The following is a 19764-nucleotide window of genomic DNA, read 5'->3' on the forward strand; positions in this document are numbered from 1 at the left end:
ATGATAACTTTGAGTTTAATGAGTCACAACATCTACCATAATTTCATAATTCAAGCTTCTCCAAAAGAAGTGTTTGATGCCGTTTCCCAGCCTAAGCACCTGGATAATTGGTGGAGTTTAAAGTCTTCGGGCATTCCCGAATTAGACGCAGAGTACAACCTTAATTTTACAGATAAATACAACTGGTTCTGTAAAGTTTCAAAAGTGGTTCCCAACAAATCATTTCACTTAAAAATGACCAAGGCTGACGCCGATTGGACTCCTACAACTTTTGGTTTCGATTTAGAGGAAGCTAAAAATGGCACTATGGTTAATTTTAGCCATAAAGATTGGCCAGAAGTTAATCAGCATTTCAAACATTCTTCATTTTGCTGGGCTTTGCTTTTAAACGGACTTAAAAATTATCTTGAAAAAGGTATTGTTGTCCCTTTTGAGTCCCGTAGCTAAACAGAGCAAATATCTTACTGTTAGTTTTCTGGTATAAAATCCACTAGTATTATGTATCTTTGCGCCCTCATTCAGTAAAACTTATGCGTACTAAATCCTTAAAGAAAAACAAGATTAATGTAGTCACGCTAGGCTGTAGTAAAAATGTTTACGACAGCGAGGTTTTAATGGGACAATTAAAGGCTAGCGGTAAAGATGTGGTGCATGAAGAAGAGGGGAATATTGTTGTGATCAACACCTGCGGATTTATAAATAATGCCAAAGAGGAAAGCGTAAATACCATTTTGGAGTACGTTCAGAAAAAAGAAGAAGGCGACGTTGATAAAGTTTTTGTAACGGGTTGTTTAAGTGAGCGTTATAAGCCAGATTTGGTAAGGGAAATTCCAAATGTTGATGAATATTTTGGTACTACCGAATTGCCTGGTTTGTTAAAAGTTTTGGGTGCCGATTACAGACATGAACTTATTGGTGAGCGATTAACTACCACACCTAAAAATTATGCCTATTTAAAAATAGCTGAAGGTTGCGACAGGCCATGCAGTTTTTGTGCGATTCCCATCATGCGAGGCAAACACCGAAGCACCCCCATAGAAGATATTGTGGTTGAGGCCGAAAAGTTGGCCGCTAAAGGGGTAAAAGAGTTGATTCTTATTGCTCAAGATTTAACCTATTATGGGTTGGATTTGTATAAAAAGCGAAACCTAGCAGAACTATTGGAAGCCTTGGTAAAAGTGGAAGGCGTAGAATGGATTCGTTTGCATTACGCGTTCCCAACGGGATTTCCTATGGATGTTTTGGAGGTTATGGATCGTGAGCCTAAAGTTTGCAATTATATTGATATTCCGTTGCAGCATATTTCTGATGATATTTTAAAAAGTATGCGCCGCGGTACTACCAAAGAAAAAACTACAAAACTCCTCAAGGATTTCAGGTCGGCCGTTCCAAACATGACTATCAGAACGACGCTTATTGTAGGTTACCCTGGTGAGACCGAAGAACATTTCCAAGAATTAAAACAATGGGTAAAAGAGATGCGTTTCGAGCGATTGGGCTGTTTTGCCTATAGCCATGAGGAAAACACGCATGCCTATAATTTAGAAGATGATGTGCCAGAGGACGTTAAAATAGACAGAGCCAACCAAATCATGGAAGTACAGTCGCAAATTTCATGGGAACTTAATCAACAAAAAATAGGGCAGGAATTCAAAGTAGTTATCGACAGAAAAGAAGGAAACTATTTTGTTGGTCGAACAGAATTCGACTCGCCCGATGTGGATAATGAGGTCTTGATTGACGCCTCTAAAACCTATTTGAAAACAGGCGAATTTACCAGAGTAAAAGTTGTTGAAGCTGAAGATTTTGACCTTTATGCCGAAGTTATAAGTTAGTTTGCTACTTTTGAAAGTATGCAACCCAATGAGTTTTCAGAATTTCTAAATGGTATTAGTGATAAACCGCTAAACTTATTAAATCCATCTATTCCAAAAGAGGAATACATACCCATTGATTTGTCGGAAGCCAATCTGTCTCGGCATTCAATTAATGTGACTTCCACCTCGAAATTCAGTGCGTTCATAAATCAATATCTCCAAGCACGTCAAGCTACGGTGGCTTATGGCGGTTATTTGGAAACAAGAAACATCTATAAACGCAGTACCTATTTTAACTCCGGTAATTCAGAAGCTAGAGATATCCATTTGGGTATTGATTTTTGGTGTGAAGCCGAAACACGGGTTTATTCACCTTTAGAAGGAAAGGTACATAGCTTTAAAAACAACGCCAGCCTTGGTGATTACGGGCCAACTATTATTTTAAAGCACCAAATTGAAGCTTTGGAGTTTTATACGCTTTATGGACATTTAAGCTTAGAATCCATTATCAATTTAAAAATAGGTGAATCTGTTAAACATGGTGATGCTATCGGTACTTTAGGCGATACTGATGTTAACGGCGACTATCCGCCGCATCTGCACTTTCAGATAATAAAGGATTTACAAGGTCGTCAAGGCGACTACTCTGGTGTTTGCAGTAAAACTGATTTTCATTTTTATAAACAAAATTGTCCAGACCCTAACTTATTACTGAAATTGTAAATTTTGAAGTAAGGGTCGTTTAACTTAAGGATATGAAAACGTTTTAATGTTTTATATCCGAGTTACTGAAACAAGTTCAGCACAAGTAAACGAAGGTAGTTGAAAATTTTTACAAAATCAAGTAGTAATAATAGTTAGGCTATTTTAACAGAGGTCATAGTTAGTGAACCACCAACAGGTTTGTCGTTAAATATGCTTATAGATTCATTATTTTCTTTTAAGGCTAAGGTGTAAATCAGTGGTAAATAATGTTCTGGGGTTGGAATAGCCAAATCGAATGCCTTGCCTTGCGATTTAAAATTGATAAGGTTATCGTGGTTGTCGTCCAAAATATACTGTTTCATTTTTTCATTGGCTTCGGTGGCCCAATCAAAAGCATAGGTGTCATTTAATTTGTTCCAAGCCACCATGCTTAAGTTGTGAACCATGTTTCCGCTTCCAATAATTAACACGCCTTTTTGTCGCAAGCTATTTAATTGCTTGCCTAGTTCATAATGGTATTTTGGTGGTTTAGAATAATCAATACTCATTTGAATGACCGGGATATCGGCATTGGGGTATAGGTGTTTAATAACACTCCATGCACCATGGTCCAATCCCCATTTGTCGTCTAAACCAATATGGGTAGATGTTATGATGCGCTGCGTTTCCTTGGCCAGCTCTGGACTTCCAGGAGCCGGATATTGCACATTGAATAAAGCTTGTGGAAAACCTCCAAAATCGTGTATGGTTTTTGGGTTCTGCATGGCGGTTACAAAAGTGCCTTTGGTTTCCCAGTGGGCCGAAATACACAGTATGGCATTTGGGCGTTGCAGTTCTTTGCCCAGTTTTTTGAATGAAGCGACAAATTCATTTTCTTCAATGGCATTCATTGGAGAGCCGTGGCCTAAAAATAATACGGGCATTTTTTCGGTTTGGCTAAACGGAGCCGTTATTTGATTCAAATGTTTTAAGGCCATAGCTTATTGAGTATAGATGATAACAATAAAATTAAAACAAAAAGGTTGAATTCGTTTAAAACAAATTCAACCTTTTATTAATAAATCAATTTTTGGATTAAGCAGAATGAGTTTTGTATTGTACGTTTCCAGAATTGGAAAACACGTAGTCTCTGCTATGTTTCATTTTAATGTACAGGTTGTTATTCACTTTAACCGGTACTTTTAAATTGGGAAACTGAATGAGGTAGTCATCGCCTTCTTTTCCAATTAGATGGACTTCAGTGGGTTCTTTTTCCATAATCTAAAATTTAAAATTAAACTTTAAAAATTGATTTTATGGATATAACAAAATATGTTCCAAAATAAAAAGGAGGTTTTAAATGAAATTTTGACAGTTTTCGAAGCGTTATTATATCTTCTTCTGCTTATTAATTTCATCTTGAAGTTGGCGTCTCACTTTTTGCTCACGTTCTAAGGCGATACGGCGGTGTTCGTCAAATTCCTCCTCGATTTCAGCCAATGACTTTTTAGCCTCCCGTGTAATGTCGTTGCTGTTTTTAAACTTGTAAATAAAGAAAATAAGCAAGGCCAATAAACCAGCAATAATAGTCCACATAAGCGCATTATAGCCACCTTTGCTCATTTGCATGCCGAAGAGTGCCATGCTGTCTTTTTCGCTATTGGTTTTATCAAGGTTTTGTTGTGTATTGGCTAGGTTTGTTTTAAGTTCTGATATTTCCTTGGTTTGGTTGGTTAAGGTGGTTTGCCTTTCCGCTAAGGTATTTTTAAGGGTTTTAAGAGTATCGATGGTGTGCGATCTTAATGTTAGAAACGTGCTGAGCTTTACAGCTTCGTAAGATTGCCCATTGGTACCTTTAAAATTACCCGATTTTCTAAGAATATACTCAAATTGGTTGTCAATTGTACCATTGTTCAACGAAATTTCATCTTCTTCCTGAGCAAAAGAAGTTAAGGAAAGCAGGCATGTAAATACTATAAAAAATATTGATTTGATAGGATTCATTTCTGGTTTGGTTTTAATGGTTGTATTTGGTTGCGAATTTATAAAATATTGTTTATTATATGATTATAAATCATTTAAAAAGCCCCATTTAATGAGGCTTTTTTTATATACGGTTCAAATTTTATTTTAGATGTTCGTTTTTAATAATATGTGTAACGTTTAACTTTAGAAATATATTTTGTCAGCCTAATAACTTGATGGCTATAGCCATATTCTTTATCGTGCCAAATATAGAGAATAATATATTCGCCATCTTTGCGAACAATGGTTGCTTTACTATCATAAATTGAGGGTGCTGAACAGCCAACAATATCAGTTGAAACTAACTTATCGTTAAGCTCGTATTTTATTTGTTCAACTAAATCGCCTTCCAAAGCATATTTTTTCAAGATGGTATTGACACCTTTTAATTAAGTTTTGTTATTCCACCGCAATTTTACCGAGAAACTGCAAAAAAATAACCCTTCAAAATACCATTTTTGAAGGGCTATAAGTAAATCATGAAATAAAATTATCTAAAATTGTATCGTTCTTTTTCACCGTTGGAATTGATAAGTTCTATTCTAACAGCCTCCGAAGTGCTTTTTCTAAAAACCCTTTGAACATCTTCAATAGAATTAACTTTTTCATCATTTATGGCCGTAACAATGCAGCCCTCAGTAATACCGTTTCGTCTCCAGTATTCTTCATAGCGTTCATCCAATTCTAAAATTTTAACACCGTTGGGAGCCTTGAATTTTTTCAAGTCTGCAGTTTTGGCATCTTTTACTAATCCTACTAACGGCATGTTATAAGTTTGGCGCTTAGCTAGTGTTACAGGAACAGTTTTTATGTGGCCGTCTCTAGATAGCTTTAATTCAACAACGTCATTAGGGCGCTTAGCGCTTAAATGTCCTGTTAAATCTGAAAATTTCGAGACTTTAATATTATCAATTTCCTTAATGATATCACCTTTTTTTAACCCAGCTTTGTCGGCTCCGGAATCTTCTACTACACTATCAATATAAACACCCTCTGTATCTTCTACCCCTATTTTTTCAGCAGCGGCACTGTTTAGGGCGCCACCTTGTATGCCCAAAATTCCATTTTGTACATTGCCATATTCCATAATGTCTTCAATAACCTTTCTGGCAATATTACTGGGCACGGCAAATGAATAGCCAATGTAAGACCCTGTTTGCGAAGTTATTGCCGTGTTGATACCAACCAATTCACCGTTGGTGTTTACCAAGGCGCCACCAGAATTCCCAGGGTTAACTGCAGCATCGGTTTGTATAAAGGACTGTGCACTCGTTCCTGTTAAATCTCTCGATTTGGCGCTAATAATACCCGCTGTTACCGTCGAGGTTAAATTAAAAGGATTACCAACAGCTAACACCCATTCGCCAATTTTTGCATTATCAGAATCAGCGAAAGTTACAAAAGGCAGTTCTTCGTCGGCATCAATCTTTAAAAGAGCGATATCTGTTTTGGCATCGGCGCCAATCAATTCTGCGGTAAAGGTTTTGTTATTATTAAGTGTTACCGAAAGCTCGTGAGCATTCTTTATCACGTGATTATTCGTTATAATATAGCCGTCGGCATTAATTATTACACCTGATCCAGTACCCAATTGGGCACGCTGTTGGGGTTGCCTGCCGGAAAACAAATCTTGTAATGTGAATTTTCCAGTACTGAGAGTCACATTTTTCACGTGTACAACTGCATTTACCGTGTTTTCGGCCGCAATGGTAAAATCGGGAGCCTCTAAAATATTATTAATTTTACTAATATTATTTGTTGGTAAAAACGTTGGGTTTTCAGCTTGACTAGCAACCAAAACCGGTTGTTTTTCTTCAATGAAAATTTTGTAGGCTCCTAAAGTAAAAATACCGCCCAGGGCCGAAACTAATACTAATGCTAAAATTTTTTTCATAATTTAAAATTTAACTTTTTAATTTTTTCGAGACCATGTCTCTAATCATTTTTATTGTTTCTTGTTGAATGAATAAATATTTAACGATTAAAATTAATTATTTATTGAATTAGCCTTCCGCTTTTAACGATTTTTAACTTCATATTTAACGGTGATTTAACACTCAATAAAACGCTATAATATTTATATCTTTGTGCTTCAATATGCAACAGACTTTTTACAAATATCAAGGAACAGGAAACGATTTTGTGATGATTGATAATCGTCAACAAATATTCGACAAAAATGATACCAAACGCATAAATTTATTGTGCGACCGACGTTTTGGCATTGGTGCAGATGGACTTATTTTATTGGAAAACCATGATAAATATGATTTTAAAATGGTTTACTATAATGCTGATGGAAATGAGAGTACCATGTGTGGAAATGGTGGGCGCTGTTTAGTGGCATTTGCCAAACAGTTGGGGGTTATTGAAAACGATTGCACTTTTGAAGCCATTGACGGACTGCATCATGCGACTATAGAAAACGGTATTGTAAACCTGCAAATGCAGGACGTTGATACTATTGAAAAAATAAAAAACCATGTGTTTTTAAATACCGGATCACCACATCATGTACAGTTTGAGAGCGGTATTGAAAATTTCGATATTAAAAGTGTCGGGGCCAAAATTAGGTATGGAGCGCCTTACAACCAAGAAGGCACTAACGTTAATTTTGTCAAGAAAATATTTGATGACACCTATAGGGTAAGAACCTACGAACGTGGCGTAGAAGGCGAAACGCTATCTTGTGGAACGGGGGTAACGGCCGTTGCCATTGCCATGCATTATATTGGGGAAACCGAAAAAAACTTAATTAATCTTAACGTTGAAGGCGGTAAGTTGCAAGTGCGTTTTAATGTTGAAAATGGTACCTACAGCAATGTTTGGTTAATTGGCCCGGCAACATTTGTATTTAAAGGAACAATATGATAACCTTAAAAGGCGAAAACATCTTTTTACGGGCACTGGAACCTGAAGATCTTGAGTTTGTGCACGAAGTTGAAAACGATGAAGCTGTCTGGGAAATAAGTAATACCCAGACCCCATATTCAAGATTTTTAATTAAACAATATTTGGATCATGCGCATAAGGATATCTATGAAGTAAAACAATTAAGGTTGGTTATTTCAAATTATAATAAGGAGACCGTTGGCTTGATAGATTTATTCGATTTCGACTTTAAAAATAAAAGGGCAGGGGTTGGTATTTTGGTAAAGTCGCCTAACGACCGCTCTAAAGGTTTTGGTAAAGAAGCGCTTAAATTAGTTGTTAATTATAGTTTTGTTCATTTAGGCTTACATCAGTTATATTGTAATATTTCAGAAGGGAACGATGTTAGTAAAAAGCTTTTTACAAGTCAAGGATTTAAGGAAGTGGGAATTAAAGAAGACTGGAATGTTATTAATGGGGCCTTTAAAAACGAGTATCTGTTTCAGCTTATAAACAAGAGTTAAATGTACATTAAAAAAATACTTATTGCTATTGTGATTTTAGGGCTAGTGGCTGCCGCTTTTTTTGCCCATTTTGTTTATAACGCCATGCTTAGGCCTAATACAGCTTTTAACAATGAGGTGGCCTATATTTTTGTACCAACTAATGCATCTTATCAAGAAGTTAGAAGTCAGTTAGAACCCTTGTTGGATGATATGGATTCTTTTGATGCCTTAGCTGAACGAAAAAAATATACATCAAACATAAAGGCTGGCCGTTTTGAGATTAAAAAGGGTATGAGTAATAATGATATCATTAACTCTATAAGAAGTATAAACTTGCCAATAAAATTATCGTTCAACAACCAAGAATCTCTCGAGAAGTTAGCAGGAAGGGTGTCATCTCAAATAGAAGCTGATAGTTTATCGGTATTGAATTCAATGAAAAACCCTGAATTTTTAGCTGAAAATCATTTTAATGAAGCTACCGCGTTGGGTATGTATTTACCTAACAGCTATGAGTTCTTCTGGAATACATCGGCAGCAGCTTTTAGAAACCGGATGTTGAAAGAATACAACCGCTTTTGGAGTGAAAGTAAAAGAAAAAAAGCAGAAGAAATTGGTTTATCCCCAAACCAAGTAATTGCATTGGCCTCTATTGTACACGAAGAGTCTAAACAAGCCAGTGAGCAGCCTAGAATAGCTGGTGTATATATGAATCGGCTTAGAATAGGTATGCCATTGCAGGCCGACCCTACTTTAAAATTCGCTGCATATCAGCTTCCAAAGTACAAAAACACCATAATAAAGCGTGTTTTAAATGTGCATAAAGAAATAGATTCTCCTTATAATACTTATAAAAATCTAGGCTTGCCTCCAGGGCTTATCGCCATGCCTGATATTTCGGCGATTAATGCGGTGCTCAACTACGAAAAGCATAAGTATTTATATTTTGCTGCCGACTCCAACCGTTTGGGGTTTCATAAGTTCGCCAAAACCCTATCTCAACATAATGTTAATGCTCGGGCATATCAGCGGTATTTGTCGTCTCAAGGGATTAATAGGTAGTGAATTGTCGGGTGGTAAAGCATATGGCGCTATTTGTTTTGTTACCTTTTGTTTCCTTGGCGCAGTCTAAATTTAATAGGTTTTTTACACCAAGTGATAGCCTAAACATTTCCAGAAGAAATACGATAATAGTAACTGAGGCATCTTTGTCGGCTTTAACAATTGTTGGCTTGGACCAACTTTGGTATGCCGATTATGATCGTTCTAGGTTTCATGTGGTTAATGATAACGATCAGTGGTTGCAAATGGATAAGTTGGGCCATATGTTTACATCTTATCAGTTGGGAAGGCATGGCGCACAATTGCTAAACTGGAGTGGTGTTCAAAAAAAAGACCAATTGATTTACGGAGCTACTTTGGGTTTTACGTTTTTAACCGCCGTTGAGGTGTTGGATGGTTATTCTAAAGAATGGGGTTTTTCTTGGGGCGATGTTTTGGCAAATGGAGCAGGAACAGGACTGTATATTGGACAAGAATTGCTGTGGAATGAACAACGAATTGCCGTTAAGTACTCTTTCCATGAAACAAAATTCGCACAACATAACCCAGATAAACTGGGAAAATCGTTTTTAGAGCAGGTTTTAAAGGATTATAACGGGCAAACTTATTGGTTGAGTTTTAATTTGCATTCATTTTTTAAAAATAGTAATATTCCAAAATGGCTAAATATAGCGGTGGGATACGGGGCTGACGGGATGCTTTACGGCTCGAAAGATATTGACAATCAGGTGTTAACAAATATTGACAGGTATAGACAGTTTTACTTAAGTTTTGATGTAAATTTGAATAAGATTAAGACGAATTCGAAGTTATTGATGACTATTTTCGATGTTTTTAATATGATAAAAATACCATTTCCTGCTCTTGAAATTAGCAAAAAAGGGCCTGTATTTCATCTATTCTTCATTTAAAAACAGTACTTAATCGATTAATTTTGAAGTTATTGATTTTTATTATAATTTTGCACGCTCAAATTTCAAGGCATATTTTACATTAAAATTTGCTGAAAAAATTTAAAACTATGGTAAAGCAAACTACAGGTTATTTAACCCTAACGCTTACAACATTAGTGCTGTTTGGTTTCATGTTTCAAAATGAGGAAACCATAAATTTGGGCAAGTATTCTACTAAAGGCTTAGATTTAAACTACACCGTTAACAATGATAGCTATGGAATTAATGAGCTTTTGGCTTTTAATGTCAATCAAGGCTCAGAAGAAACGTACGCTCCTTATTTAGGGAAGTCCTTTGTTGGTTTTAAGGAAGCTCTTGCTTTCAAAGAATCTGGAGGTAACTACAACTCTGTTAATACTTATGGTTATCTAGGTAAATATCAATTTGGAGCTTCAACTTTAAAGCTTATAGGAATAAATAATCCTGCTAAGTTCTTAAAGAACCCAAGATTACAGGAAAAAGCCTTTTTGGCTAATACAGCCCGTAATAAATGGATTTTAAGACGAGATATTAAGAATTTTGTTGGAAAACGAATTAATGGTACCATCGTTACTGAGTCTGGTATTTTGGCTGCAGCTCATTTAGCCGGTCCAGGTAGTGTGAAAAAATATTTAAGAAGTTATGGCTTAGATAATTTTGCTGATGGATATGGAACCACGGTTTATTATTATATGAAACGTTTTTCTGGTTACGATACTTCATTTGTTAAAGCAAATAGAAAAGCAAGAGCACTTTAGCTAAGCGATTTAGGTTATATTAAAGTTTATGTATTATAAATATGGTAGGTCTTTTATGAAGGTCTACCTTATTTTTTTTCCATAGATTGGCTGTAAGTGTTTTAATATATTCCGTTGGTAATGTAATGTCGCAAGCTACACATATATAGGTGTTGCATTCTAGAACGCTTGTTAGGTCTTCAAGCATTTTGTTATTCCTATATGGCGTTTCTATAAATATTTGCGATTGGTTTTGCTCGAATGACAGACGCTCTAATCGTTTTATTTCTTTCTTACGTTCGCCTTTATCAATAGGCAGGTAGCCGTTAAAGGTAAAACTCTGCCCGTTCAGACCAGAACTCATGATAGCCATTAAAATTGATGAAGGCCCAACCAAAGGCACTACTTTTAAGTTTTTAGTATGTGCTATTTTTACAATATCAGCGCCTGGGTCGGCAACACCTGGACATCCAGCTTCCGACAGTAGTCCGACATTAATGCCGTTCAAACAAGGTTCTAAAAAACGCGGCAAATCGGCTGCGTCTGTAAATTTGTTCAAAAGAAAAATATTAAGCGAGGGCTGCGATTTTTCTGGACATATCCGTTTTATAAAACGCCGTGCTGTTTTTTCATTTTCAACAATAAAAGTTTCTGTATTTTCAATAATTTGTTTTACAGTAGCAGGAAGCACCTCTAAAGGGTTGTTGTCTCCCAAGGTGGTTGGAATGAGGTAAAGTTTGCCTTTGTGGTTTGTCATTTAATTTATGATAAGCTTTTTTACAATTTTTGTGGAATCATTTAGATTAACTTGAATGAAATATACGCCTTTGCTGTATTTTTCAACGGGCAAATTAATGATTTTATCATTTGGGACCATGCTCTTTATGCTTTGCTCCTTAATGTTGTAAAGTGATACCAATAAGGCGTTTTCGTAAATATTGGATAAATTAATCGTAACATAATGAGTTGATGGGTTGGGGTAGATACTAAATTTGGTTTCCCTGGCGGTCGAAATATTTAAATTAGCATCGGTTATTTTATAAATACTGGAACCTCCAGCAATATAAAGCTCTCCAGTTGAATCTTCGCCAAAAGTAGTCCACCCTTGAGTGATATTCGGTGTTTGAAAAGCTAACGACCAGTTTTCGGCATTGTTTGTTAAAATACCAATGTCTCGTTTACAATAATCTGCAAAAAAGTATTTTCCGATAAAATTAGGGTAGTTGTTGCCGCGGTAAACATAGCCACCGGTTATTGAGCCGGAACAGCCACTTCCAACATGTGCGTATTCGGCAACTGGAGTCACCGTAGCGCCCAATCCTCCAGATGGACAATTGGCACTGGTATTAAAAACGTGATTGCCTTCATAGCATCGCCATCCATAGTTGTCACCAGGAGTTCCATAACCTGTTACCTTGTTGATTTCTTCGTATTCGTTTTGACCTACATCGGCTATCCATAAATCAGAAGTTGTCCTATCAAACGAAAATTTCCATGGATTACGCAAGCCAATGGCATAAATTTCGGGCCTAGGGTCTTCAGGACCGTTGGCCGAATTTGAAAACGGATTTTCTGAGGGTATAGTATAAGTGGTTCCGCCAACGTCTATACGCAATAATTTACCAAAAATACTTGACGTGTTTTGTGCTCGGTTCTGCGGGTCACCACCACTACCTCCGTCACCAACACCTATATAAAGGAATCCGTCACTTCCAAATGCTAATTTACCACCATTGTGATTGCCATAAGGTTGTTTGTAAGTCAATAAAGTTTCTCCGTTAATGTTTGCTATGTTCGGGTTTTCGCTCACTGTATATCGAGCAATGATGGTATTGGGTTCATTAGTGCTTGTGTTGTCAGTATAATTTACATAAAACCTGCCAGAGGCGCTGTAGTCTGGCGCAAAGGCTAGCCCTAGAAGTCCGCGTTCGCCGCCAGAACCTACCAGATTTGAAATGTTTAGAAACGGCGTAGCGTTAATACTGCCGTCAGGATTTAGTATTTTAATTATTCCTGATTTTTCAACAACAAACAGTCTTTCATCGTTGGCATGTGCAATTTCGACAGGGTTGCTAAACCCTGAGGCAAAAGTTTCAAGTTGCACCGTTTGCGATAATCCTATGAAGCAAAGTGTGCAAAATACTAGAGTGGTAGATAGATTTTTCATAAAGCATCTTTTTACGTAAAGTTAATAAATAAGATGCTGATTACCACGAGGTAATTAGGTTGCCTTGTTGGCGATAATATCACAGGCTTCATCAAGCATACTGTAAACATTCTCGAAACCTTGGTCGCCGCCGTAATAAGGGTCTGGAACGTCGTAGTTTTTATTGGGGTGAACTTCGTTTAAAATCATATTTACTTTTGCAATATCCTTGTCGTTTCGAGCCAATTTTAAAACATTTTGAAAATTGGAACGGTCCATCACATAAATCAGATCGAATCGGTCAAAATCAGAAACTTCAAACTGTCTTCCTCTTAAATTTGAAATATCCAAACCGTATTTCCTGGCAACGGCAACCGAGCGTTGGTCGGGTGTGCTTCCAATATGGTAGGCTGCTGTGCCAGCAGAATCGACTGTAAATGATTCTGAGGATAACTTAGATTTTAAAATGCCTTCGGCCAGAGGAGAACGACAAATGTTTCCAAGGCAAACCATTAGAATTTTAGTCATTTCAATTGAAATTTAAACTGAAAGTTTTTTTGTGATGTCTTCTACGTACTTTCTAAATTGCTTGTCGGTTGAAGATAGATTGTCTACTGTTTTACAGGCGTGTAATACCGTGGCATGGTCTCTTTTTCCAATTTGAGAGCCAATACTTGCAAGAGATGCCTTGGTAAGCTTTTTTGCAAAAAACATAGCCAATTGACGAGCTTGTACAATATGGCGTTTTCTGGTTTTTGACTGAAGCGTATCCACATCCATTTGAAAATAGTCTGATACCACTTTTTGAATGTAGTCTATCGATACTTCTCGCTTGGTGTTTTTAACAAATTTCTCTACAATAATGCGAGCCAAATCTAAAGTGATTTCTTTCTTGTTGAAAGACGATTGCGCAATTAGAGATATAATGGCACCTTCAAGTTCTCTTACATTGCTTTTAATGTTTTTGGCTACATACTCAATAATTTCCTCTGGCATTTCAACACCATCGCGGTAAAGTTTATTTCTTAAGATAGAAACACGGGTTTCAAAATCGGGATTTTGCAATTCGGCAGACAGTCCCCATTTGAATCTAGACAATAAACGTTGCTCTATGTCCTGCATATCAACAGGTGCTTTATCGCTCGTTAAAACAACTTGCTTGCCATTTTGGTGCAAGTGATTGAAAATATGAAAGAACACGTCTTGAGTTCCGGTTTTACCAGAAAGGAATTGTACATCATCAATAATTAATACATCAATGATTTGATAAAAATGAATAAAATCATTTCTATTGTTCTTTTTTACGGCATCAATATATTGTTGCGTAAACTTTTCAGCAGAAATATATAAAACCGTCTTTTCTGGATATTTATCTTTTATGTCTACTCCAATGGCATGAGCCAGATGGGTTTTTCCTAAACCAACACCACCAAAAATAAGAAGTGGGTTGAATGAGGTGCCTCCTGGCTTCGCAGCAACAGCTAAACCAGCACTGCGAGCCAATCTGTTTGAGTCGCCCTCCAAAAAGTTTTCAAAACTGTAATTTGGGTTGAGCTGAGATTCAATTTTTACATTTCTAATACCAGGAATAACAAACGGATTGCGTAATTCAGGATTTTTATTATTAAAAGGAATATCAACATCCTGCGATTTTACAGCACTTCTGTTCGAGCTTGGAATTTTTTCTGTAAAAGGTTGTTTGTTGCCATAAGTGTTTTCCATTTTTATAATGTAAACCAATTTGGCAGTTTCGCCCAGTTCTTTTGTAAGGGCTACTTTAAGGATTTTAACGTAGTGTTCTTCAAGCCATTCATAAAAAAACTTACTAGGTACTTGAATGCTCAGTGAATTATCTGTAAGCTTAGCTGCTACAATGGGCTCAAACCAAGTTTTGTATGCTTGCGGTTGGATGTTATCCTTTATAAATTCAAGACAATTATTCCAAACCGATTGCGCAGTTACACTCATTTTTTAATATACAGATTTTTTAGTTAGCTAGATAATGAATGAAAAATAACTTTTCATTTCCCCCTTCCCCATTAAGGGGTGACAAATATGTGAACAAAATTCTTAAAAAAAAAATCAAAGAGTATTGAATTTTTAGAAATTTTTCCGCATGTTTAACCTGTTGCCGAAACTACAAAAAAATATCCAAACAAACTTATGAAATTCGACGAAATACAAATTAGAGTGAGGTATGGTGAAACCGACCAAATGGGCATAGTTTATCATGGTAACTACGCATTATATCTGGAAATGGGAAGAATTGAGTGGTTGAGGAAACATGGAATTTCATATAAATCTATGGAAGAAAGTGGTATCATGTTACCTGTGATTTCTTTGAGTATAAACTATAAAAAATCAGCAGGTTATGATGATGTAATTAATGTAAAAACTCAAGTCAAAAAGAAGCCTTCTGTTAAGATAGAATTCGATTATGAAATCACTAACGAAGCTGGTGAAATTTTAACCACTGCAAATACGGTATTGGCTTTTATTGAAATGAAAACGAATAAACCAATTAGGGCGCCACAATATATTACAGATTTATTAAGTAATTTAGATTGATTCTATTTTTATTTTAGCGCTAGAATTTAATTAAGTTACAGAACATCTCACCTTTATATGAATGAGCTGTTTTTTTTCTAATTATAGATTATGCTCTGTTAAAGGTTTTGGTTTTTCCGTAATATTTTTTTCTTAACCAAAAGGATACCCGCACTAAAAGTATTAAAGCTGGAACTTCGACCAGCGGACCAATAACTCCAGCAAATGCTTGCCCGGAGTTGAGTCCAAAAACGGCAATGGCTACCGCAATGGCCAATTCAAAATTGTTTCCTGCAGCCGTGAAAGCAACAGATGCTGTTTTGTCGTATTCCGCACCTAAGGATTTTGTAACGAAAAACCCAATAATGAACATTAAACTGAAATAAACCAACAGGGGGACAGCGATTATAAGAACATCCATGGGTATTTCTACAATTAACTCGCCTTTTAACGAAAACATAATGATTATAGTAAATAACAGCGCAACCAATGTCATAGGGGAAATTGCAGGAATAAAGGTTTGTGCGTACCAGGTTTCACCTTTTAATTTTACTAAAATCCACCGACTTAAAATTCCCATAATAAACGGAATGCCTAAGTAAATGGCAACACTTTCTGCAATGGTGGCAATTGAAATGTCAACAATGGCACCTTCAAATCCAAAATAGGGTGGTAGTATAGTAATGAATATCCAAGCATAAAAGCTATAGGCAAAAACCTGAAAAATACTATTTAAAGCCACTAAACCAGCGCCATATTCGCTACTTCCTTCGGCAAGGTCATTCCAAACCAATACCATGGCGATACATCGGGCTAGGCCAATTAAAATAAGTCCGACCATATACTCTGGGTAATCGTGCAAAAATGTAATGGCAAGTATGAACATTAAAACGGGACCTATAATCCAGTTTAAAACCAATGAAATAGAAAGAATTTTGGTGTTTTTAAAAACCTTGGGAAGCAATGCATAGTTAACTTTTGCTAATGGTGGATACATCATAAGAATCAAACCGATGGCAATGGGAACATTTGTTGAGCCACTGCTCATGGCGTTTATAAAGTTTGGAAAACGGGGGAATAGGTACCCAATTCCCACACCAAAGGCCATGGCCATAAAAATCCATAGGGTGAGGTTTCTGTCTAGAAACCCAAGTTTCTTGTTTTGTGCCATTTTAAGATTGAATTTTGGAAAAAACGTAAAACAATTCGGTTGCAATTTGTAAACTGCGTTCCTTGTATTTTTCGGCTTGTTGCGGTGTGCTGTCAAAGGCCTTGGGGTCTTCAAAAGTTATTGGAATGCGATTTTCAGCACCAGGAACAATAGGACAAGATTCGTTAGCAGAATTGCAGGTCATGATAGCAGCAAAGCCCAATTTTGGATTAAATTCATCATCGAATGTTTTTGAAAAGCCAATAACAGGGTGCGCGTTATTGGAGTGTTTAATGCTATAAACCGGATTGTCGCCTTCTGAAATTGTTTTTACTAAAAAACCAGAATGCTTTAGGGTTTTAGCAGCCATGGGAAACAATGCCGTGGCCTCTGTACCTCCCGAATAGCAAAACACTTGTTTAATGTTGAAATAAAAAGCCATGGTTTGCGCCCAAACTTGCGATAAATGACTTCTGCGTGAGTTATGGGTACATATAAAATTTAACCGAATGTCTTGCCCATTGGAAACTTTAGTTTGAACAAAATCTATTAAAGGTTTTAGGGTTTTCTTTCGGTCATCTGAAATAGTTTCAGGGTTTAAGCTTTTTATGGTCTGTTCTATTTCGGCAAATAGATTGGTTTGTGTGTTGGTCATTCTGTTTTATTTTTTAGCAGCAATTTCCTCCCGGTTCACAGCATGGTTGGCTATTTAGGTCTGATAGTTTTACCTTTGGTTTTTCTTCTGGAATTCCACAATTGTCCTTGGCCAAACAATCGGTTTGTTTTGTGGTTAGCAAGAAATTTTCTCCGTTAAAACCCAATCCAAATTTCCTAATGGTTTCAGCTTGATATTCCACTTCAATTTCTAAGTCCTCAATTCCTAAAGTTTTTTCAGAAAGCTCAATGATTTTTAATAGTTTTTCTGGATGTAACCTATGGTTGTAATCGTTGGCATTCCAAAGTTGAAAGTTTACGACCTCTTCATTACGAACGGTTCCGCCGCAATCAATAAAATATTTTGTGACTTTACCAACTTCTGTAACATGAAAGTGGCTGGGAACGAGTTGTCCGTTTGGCAATTGAAAAGCAATTTGATTTAATTGCTTTAGTTTGTTTTTTACTTCTGAAAGTTTCATTTTTATGTTGTTTTATCGTTATTGTGCGATTAATTGCTGAAAATTTTTTAGCAACAATGTTGATTTGTCATATCTTGGTTTAAAAACTGGAACATTACATTTTTCATTTTGATCCAATTTTCTATGTTGATGCAATAGCAAACGCTGGTGCCTTCAACATTTCCTTTTATTAAACCTAGGTGTTTTAGTTCTTTTAAGTGTTGCGAAATAGTGGGTTGAGCCAATCCTATTTCGTTTACCAAATCGCCACAAACACAAGCGTTCAGTTTAAATAAATGCTGTAAAATTGCTACTCTGGCCGGGTGGCCAAACACTTTAGCAAAAAGCGCTATTTCATTTTGCTTGTCTGTAAATATTTCTGTTTTGGCTAAACCCATTTCTTTAATTTGTATATTGCAATATTACGATTAATATATCGATTGACAAAAAAAAGCCCTAAATTTTTTTTTTTAAGGCTTTAGTTTTATCAGAAATTATTGAGTTCTTTTCTATCCATTCATTGAAATCAAAAACTCTTCGTTGTTCTTGGTCTGTTTAACTCGGCCGTTTATAAACTCCATGGCTTCAATTGGGTTCATATCAGCTAAGTATTTACGCATAATCCACATGCGTTGTATAGTATTTTCATCTAACAATAAATCATCGCGACGCGTGCTTGAAGATGTTAAATCAATAGCAGGGAAAATTCTACGGTTAGATATTTTTCTATCCAATTGAAGTTCCATGTTACCTGTTCCTTTAAATTCTTCAAAAATAACTTCATCCATTTTTGAGCCTGTTTCTGTAAGAGCAGTAGCTATTATAGTCAATGAACCACCATTTTCAATGTTACGGGCTGCGCCAAAGAATCGTTTTGGTTTGTGCAAGGCATTGGCATCTACACCACCGCTTAAAATTTTACCTGATGCTGGTTGCACAGTATTGTAAGCGCGGGCCAAACGTGTAATGGAATCTAATAGTATAACCACATCGTGACCGCACTCAACCAATCGTTTTGCTTTTTCAAGTACGATATTAGCAATTCTTACATGTTCGTGTGCTTCTTTATCAAAAGTAGAAGCAATTACCTCACCACGCACATGGCGTTGCATATCGGTTACCTCCTCAGGGCGCTCATCAATTAACAAAATCATTTGATAAACCTCAGGGTGGTTAGCCGCAATCGCATTAGCCACGTCTTTAAGCAACATGGTTTTTCCCGTTTTTGGTTGCGAAACAATCATACCACGTTGTCCTTTTCCAATAGGTGAAAACAAATCCATTATTCTTGTAGAAATGGTGCTTTGTCTTTCGGCAATATTGAATTTTTCTTGAGGAAACAGTGGTGTTAAATGTTCGAAAGAGACGCGGTCTCTCACTACATTAGGTTTTTGTCCGTTAATTTTACTAACCTTAATTAAAGGAAAATATTTTTCACCTTCTTTTGGCGGACGAACATGACCCAAAACAGTATCTCCTGTTTTTAGTCCAAATAACCTAATCTGCGATTGCGATACATAAATATCATCCGGAGAAGATAGGTAATTGTAATCCGACGAACGTAAAAAACCATAGCCATCCTGCATGATGTCTAATACACCTTCACTTTCTATAATGGCATCAAATTCAAAATCGGGCTCACGATAACGGTTTCTGTTATCCTTGTTGCCTTTATCAACATTACTGTTTTTTGGGTTTTTGTTTTGATTTTTATTGTTGTTATTCCGTTTGTTCAACTTTTGCTGATTATCGTTCTGGTTTTTTTGCTTAGAACTGTTATCTGGCTTTTGGTTGTTTGTATTTTGCTTGGTATCCCCAGAATCGACTTTGGGGGTATTGGTATTTTGCTCACTAGACGTTTTGCTAACATTCTTTGGTGCATTTTGTTGCTGCGCACGTGGTCTAGGTTTTTTTGTTGGTTTGTTGCTGTCTTTTGTCTCGGCTTCGGTAGTTGGAGCTACAACTTCTTTTACAGCACTCGGGTCAGCCGCCTGTTGATCTAATATTTGGTAAACCAGATCTAATTTTTTTAATGAACGGTACTTAGGTACGTTCAGTTTTTTTGCAATCTCCTGTAAATCAGTGAGTTTTTTTGCTTTTAGTTGTGAAATTTCAAACATTATTGTTTTATTGAATCTTTATAATATTGAATACCAGTTAAGATGTATTCCG

The 19764-nt window shown here is 36.3% G+C and carries 22 protein-coding genes and 1 pseudogene; 9 read left to right on the top strand and 14 right to left on the bottom strand.

The window, feature by feature from the left end:
* Window positions 1–18 precede the first annotated feature (18 nt).
* From ACIEHO_RS04425 to ACIEHO_RS04435, 3 genes are all read left to right on the top strand, one after another.
* Window positions 19–447, top strand: coding sequence for an SRPBCC family protein (locus tag ACIEHO_RS04425; protein ID WP_406969063.1), 429 nt, complete (start codon window positions 19–21; stop codon window positions 445–447).
* Window positions 448–530: 83 nt separating this feature from the next.
* Complete coding sequence (gene rimO, locus ACIEHO_RS04430; RefSeq protein WP_406969065.1) at window positions 531–1835, top strand: 30S ribosomal protein S12 methylthiotransferase RimO; 1305 nt, start codon at window positions 531–533, stop codon at window positions 1833–1835.
* A gap of 18 nt (window positions 1836–1853) precedes the next feature.
* Window positions 1854–2540, top strand: a complete 687-nt coding sequence (locus tag ACIEHO_RS04435) for a peptidoglycan DD-metalloendopeptidase family protein (protein ID WP_406969067.1) — start codon at window positions 1854–1856, stop codon at window positions 2538–2540.
* A gap of 134 nt (window positions 2541–2674) precedes the next feature.
* Here ACIEHO_RS04435 and ygiD read toward each other — a convergent pair whose 3' ends face one another.
* The 5 genes and pseudogenes from ygiD to ACIEHO_RS04460 form a co-directional block, all read right to left on the bottom strand.
* Window positions 2675–3499 carry a 4,5-DOPA-extradiol-dioxygenase gene (gene ygiD, locus ACIEHO_RS04440; protein ID WP_406969069.1) on the bottom strand — a complete coding sequence of 275 codons (825 nt, stop codon included), beginning with the start codon at window positions 3497–3499 and terminating at the stop codon, window positions 2675–2677.
* Between the two features lie 97 nt (window positions 3500–3596).
* The gene (locus ACIEHO_RS04445) at window positions 3597–3779 is read right to left on the bottom strand and encodes a hypothetical protein (RefSeq protein ID WP_406969071.1); all 183 of its coding nucleotides are present in this window, start codon (window positions 3777–3779) and stop codon (window positions 3597–3599) included.
* Window positions 3780–3890: 111 nt separating this feature from the next.
* Window positions 3891–4505 carry a tRNA (guanine-N1)-methyltransferase gene (locus tag ACIEHO_RS04450; protein ID WP_406969073.1) on the bottom strand — a complete coding sequence of 205 codons (615 nt, stop codon included), beginning with the start codon at window positions 4503–4505 and terminating at the stop codon, window positions 3891–3893.
* A 140-nt stretch (window positions 4506–4645) separates the two neighbouring features.
* Window positions 4646–4915: pseudogene (locus tag ACIEHO_RS04455) on the bottom strand (glyceraldehyde-3-phosphate dehydrogenase); the annotation flags it as partial.
* A 101-nt stretch (window positions 4916–5016) separates the two neighbouring features.
* Window positions 5017–6420 (bottom strand): trypsin-like peptidase domain-containing protein, encoded by a 1404-nt coding sequence (locus ACIEHO_RS04460; RefSeq protein ID WP_406969075.1) that lies wholly within the window; start codon window positions 6418–6420, stop codon window positions 5017–5019.
* 203 nt (window positions 6421–6623) lie between these two features.
* Here ACIEHO_RS04460 and dapF point away from each other — a divergent pair, with 203 nt between their 5' ends.
* The 5 genes from dapF (at window position 6624) to ACIEHO_RS04485 (ending at window position 10655) form a co-directional block, all read left to right on the top strand.
* The gene (dapF, locus tag ACIEHO_RS04465) at window positions 6624–7397 is read left to right on the top strand and encodes a diaminopimelate epimerase (RefSeq protein WP_406969077.1); all 774 of its coding nucleotides are present in this window, start codon (window positions 6624–6626) and stop codon (window positions 7395–7397) included.
* The gene (locus ACIEHO_RS04470; RefSeq protein WP_406969079.1) at window positions 7394–7921 is read left to right on the top strand and encodes a GNAT family N-acetyltransferase; all 528 of its coding nucleotides are present in this window, start codon (window positions 7394–7396) and stop codon (window positions 7919–7921) included. Before dapF ends, ACIEHO_RS04470 begins: the two co-directional genes overlap by 4 nt.
* Entirely contained in the window at window positions 7922–8965 is a 1044-nt protein-coding gene (gene mltG / locus ACIEHO_RS04475) for an endolytic transglycosylase MltG (protein ID WP_406969081.1), read from the top strand. It begins immediately after the preceding gene.
* Window positions 8966–8988: 23 nt separating this feature from the next.
* The gene (locus ACIEHO_RS04480) at window positions 8989–9876 is read left to right on the top strand and encodes a DUF2279 domain-containing protein (protein ID WP_406969083.1); all 888 of its coding nucleotides are present in this window, start codon (window positions 8989–8991) and stop codon (window positions 9874–9876) included.
* Between the two features lie 110 nt (window positions 9877–9986).
* On the top strand, window positions 9987–10655 hold the full coding sequence (locus tag ACIEHO_RS04485; RefSeq protein WP_406969085.1) for a lysozyme family protein: 669 nt from the start codon (window positions 9987–9989) through the stop codon (window positions 10653–10655).
* Between the two features lie 19 nt (window positions 10656–10674).
* Here ACIEHO_RS04485 and ACIEHO_RS04490 read toward each other — a convergent pair whose 3' ends face one another.
* The 4 genes from ACIEHO_RS04490 to dnaA are packed head-to-tail and all read right to left on the bottom strand — an operon-like array spanning window position 10675 to window position 14748.
* Window positions 10675–11391, bottom strand: coding sequence for an SAM-dependent methyltransferase (locus tag ACIEHO_RS04490; RefSeq protein WP_406969087.1), 717 nt, complete (start codon window positions 11389–11391; stop codon window positions 10675–10677).
* Entirely contained in the window at window positions 11392–12801 is a 1410-nt protein-coding gene (locus ACIEHO_RS04495) for a PQQ-dependent sugar dehydrogenase (protein ID WP_406969089.1), read from the bottom strand.
* 54 nt (window positions 12802–12855) lie between these two features.
* Complete coding sequence (locus ACIEHO_RS04500) at window positions 12856–13308, bottom strand: low molecular weight protein-tyrosine-phosphatase (protein WP_406969091.1); 453 nt, start codon at window positions 13306–13308, stop codon at window positions 12856–12858.
* A 12-nt stretch (window positions 13309–13320) separates the two neighbouring features.
* Window positions 13321–14748: a chromosomal replication initiator protein DnaA gene (gene dnaA, locus ACIEHO_RS04505; protein ID WP_406969093.1), complete on the bottom strand. Its 1428-nt coding sequence runs from the start codon at window positions 14746–14748 to the stop codon at window positions 13321–13323.
* A gap of 195 nt (window positions 14749–14943) precedes the next feature.
* On the opposite strand from dnaA, the gene ACIEHO_RS04510 reads away from it, so the two are divergent.
* Complete coding sequence (locus ACIEHO_RS04510) at window positions 14944–15348, top strand: acyl-CoA thioesterase (RefSeq protein ID WP_406969095.1); 405 nt, start codon at window positions 14944–14946, stop codon at window positions 15346–15348.
* A gap of 88 nt (window positions 15349–15436) precedes the next feature.
* On the opposite strand, the gene arsB is transcribed toward ACIEHO_RS04510, so the two are convergent.
* The 5 genes from arsB to rho form a co-directional block, all read right to left on the bottom strand.
* Window positions 15437–16498: an ACR3 family arsenite efflux transporter gene (gene arsB, locus ACIEHO_RS04515; protein ID WP_406969097.1), complete on the bottom strand. Its 1062-nt coding sequence runs from the start codon at window positions 16496–16498 to the stop codon at window positions 15437–15439.
* Window position 16499: 1 nt separating this feature from the next.
* Entirely contained in the window at window positions 16500–17132 is a 633-nt protein-coding gene (locus ACIEHO_RS04520) for a low molecular weight phosphatase family protein (RefSeq protein WP_406969099.1), read from the bottom strand.
* Between the two features lie 13 nt (window positions 17133–17145).
* On the bottom strand, window positions 17146–17613 hold the full coding sequence (locus ACIEHO_RS04525) for a DUF6428 family protein (protein WP_406969101.1): 468 nt from the start codon (window positions 17611–17613) through the stop codon (window positions 17146–17148).
* Window positions 17614–17660: 47 nt separating this feature from the next.
* Entirely contained in the window at window positions 17661–17990 is a 330-nt protein-coding gene (locus ACIEHO_RS04530) for an ArsR/SmtB family transcription factor (RefSeq protein WP_406969103.1), read from the bottom strand.
* A gap of 111 nt (window positions 17991–18101) precedes the next feature.
* Window positions 18102–19712 carry a transcription termination factor Rho gene (gene rho, locus ACIEHO_RS04535; protein ID WP_406969105.1) on the bottom strand — a complete coding sequence of 537 codons (1611 nt, stop codon included), beginning with the start codon at window positions 19710–19712 and terminating at the stop codon, window positions 18102–18104.
* Window positions 19713–19764 lie beyond the last annotated feature (52 nt).

The sequence above is a fragment of the Flavisericum labens genome, assembly GCF_045446075.1.
In the GTDB taxonomy this organism is placed as follows: domain Bacteria; phylum Bacteroidota; class Bacteroidia; order Flavobacteriales; family Flavobacteriaceae; genus Flavisericum; species Flavisericum labens.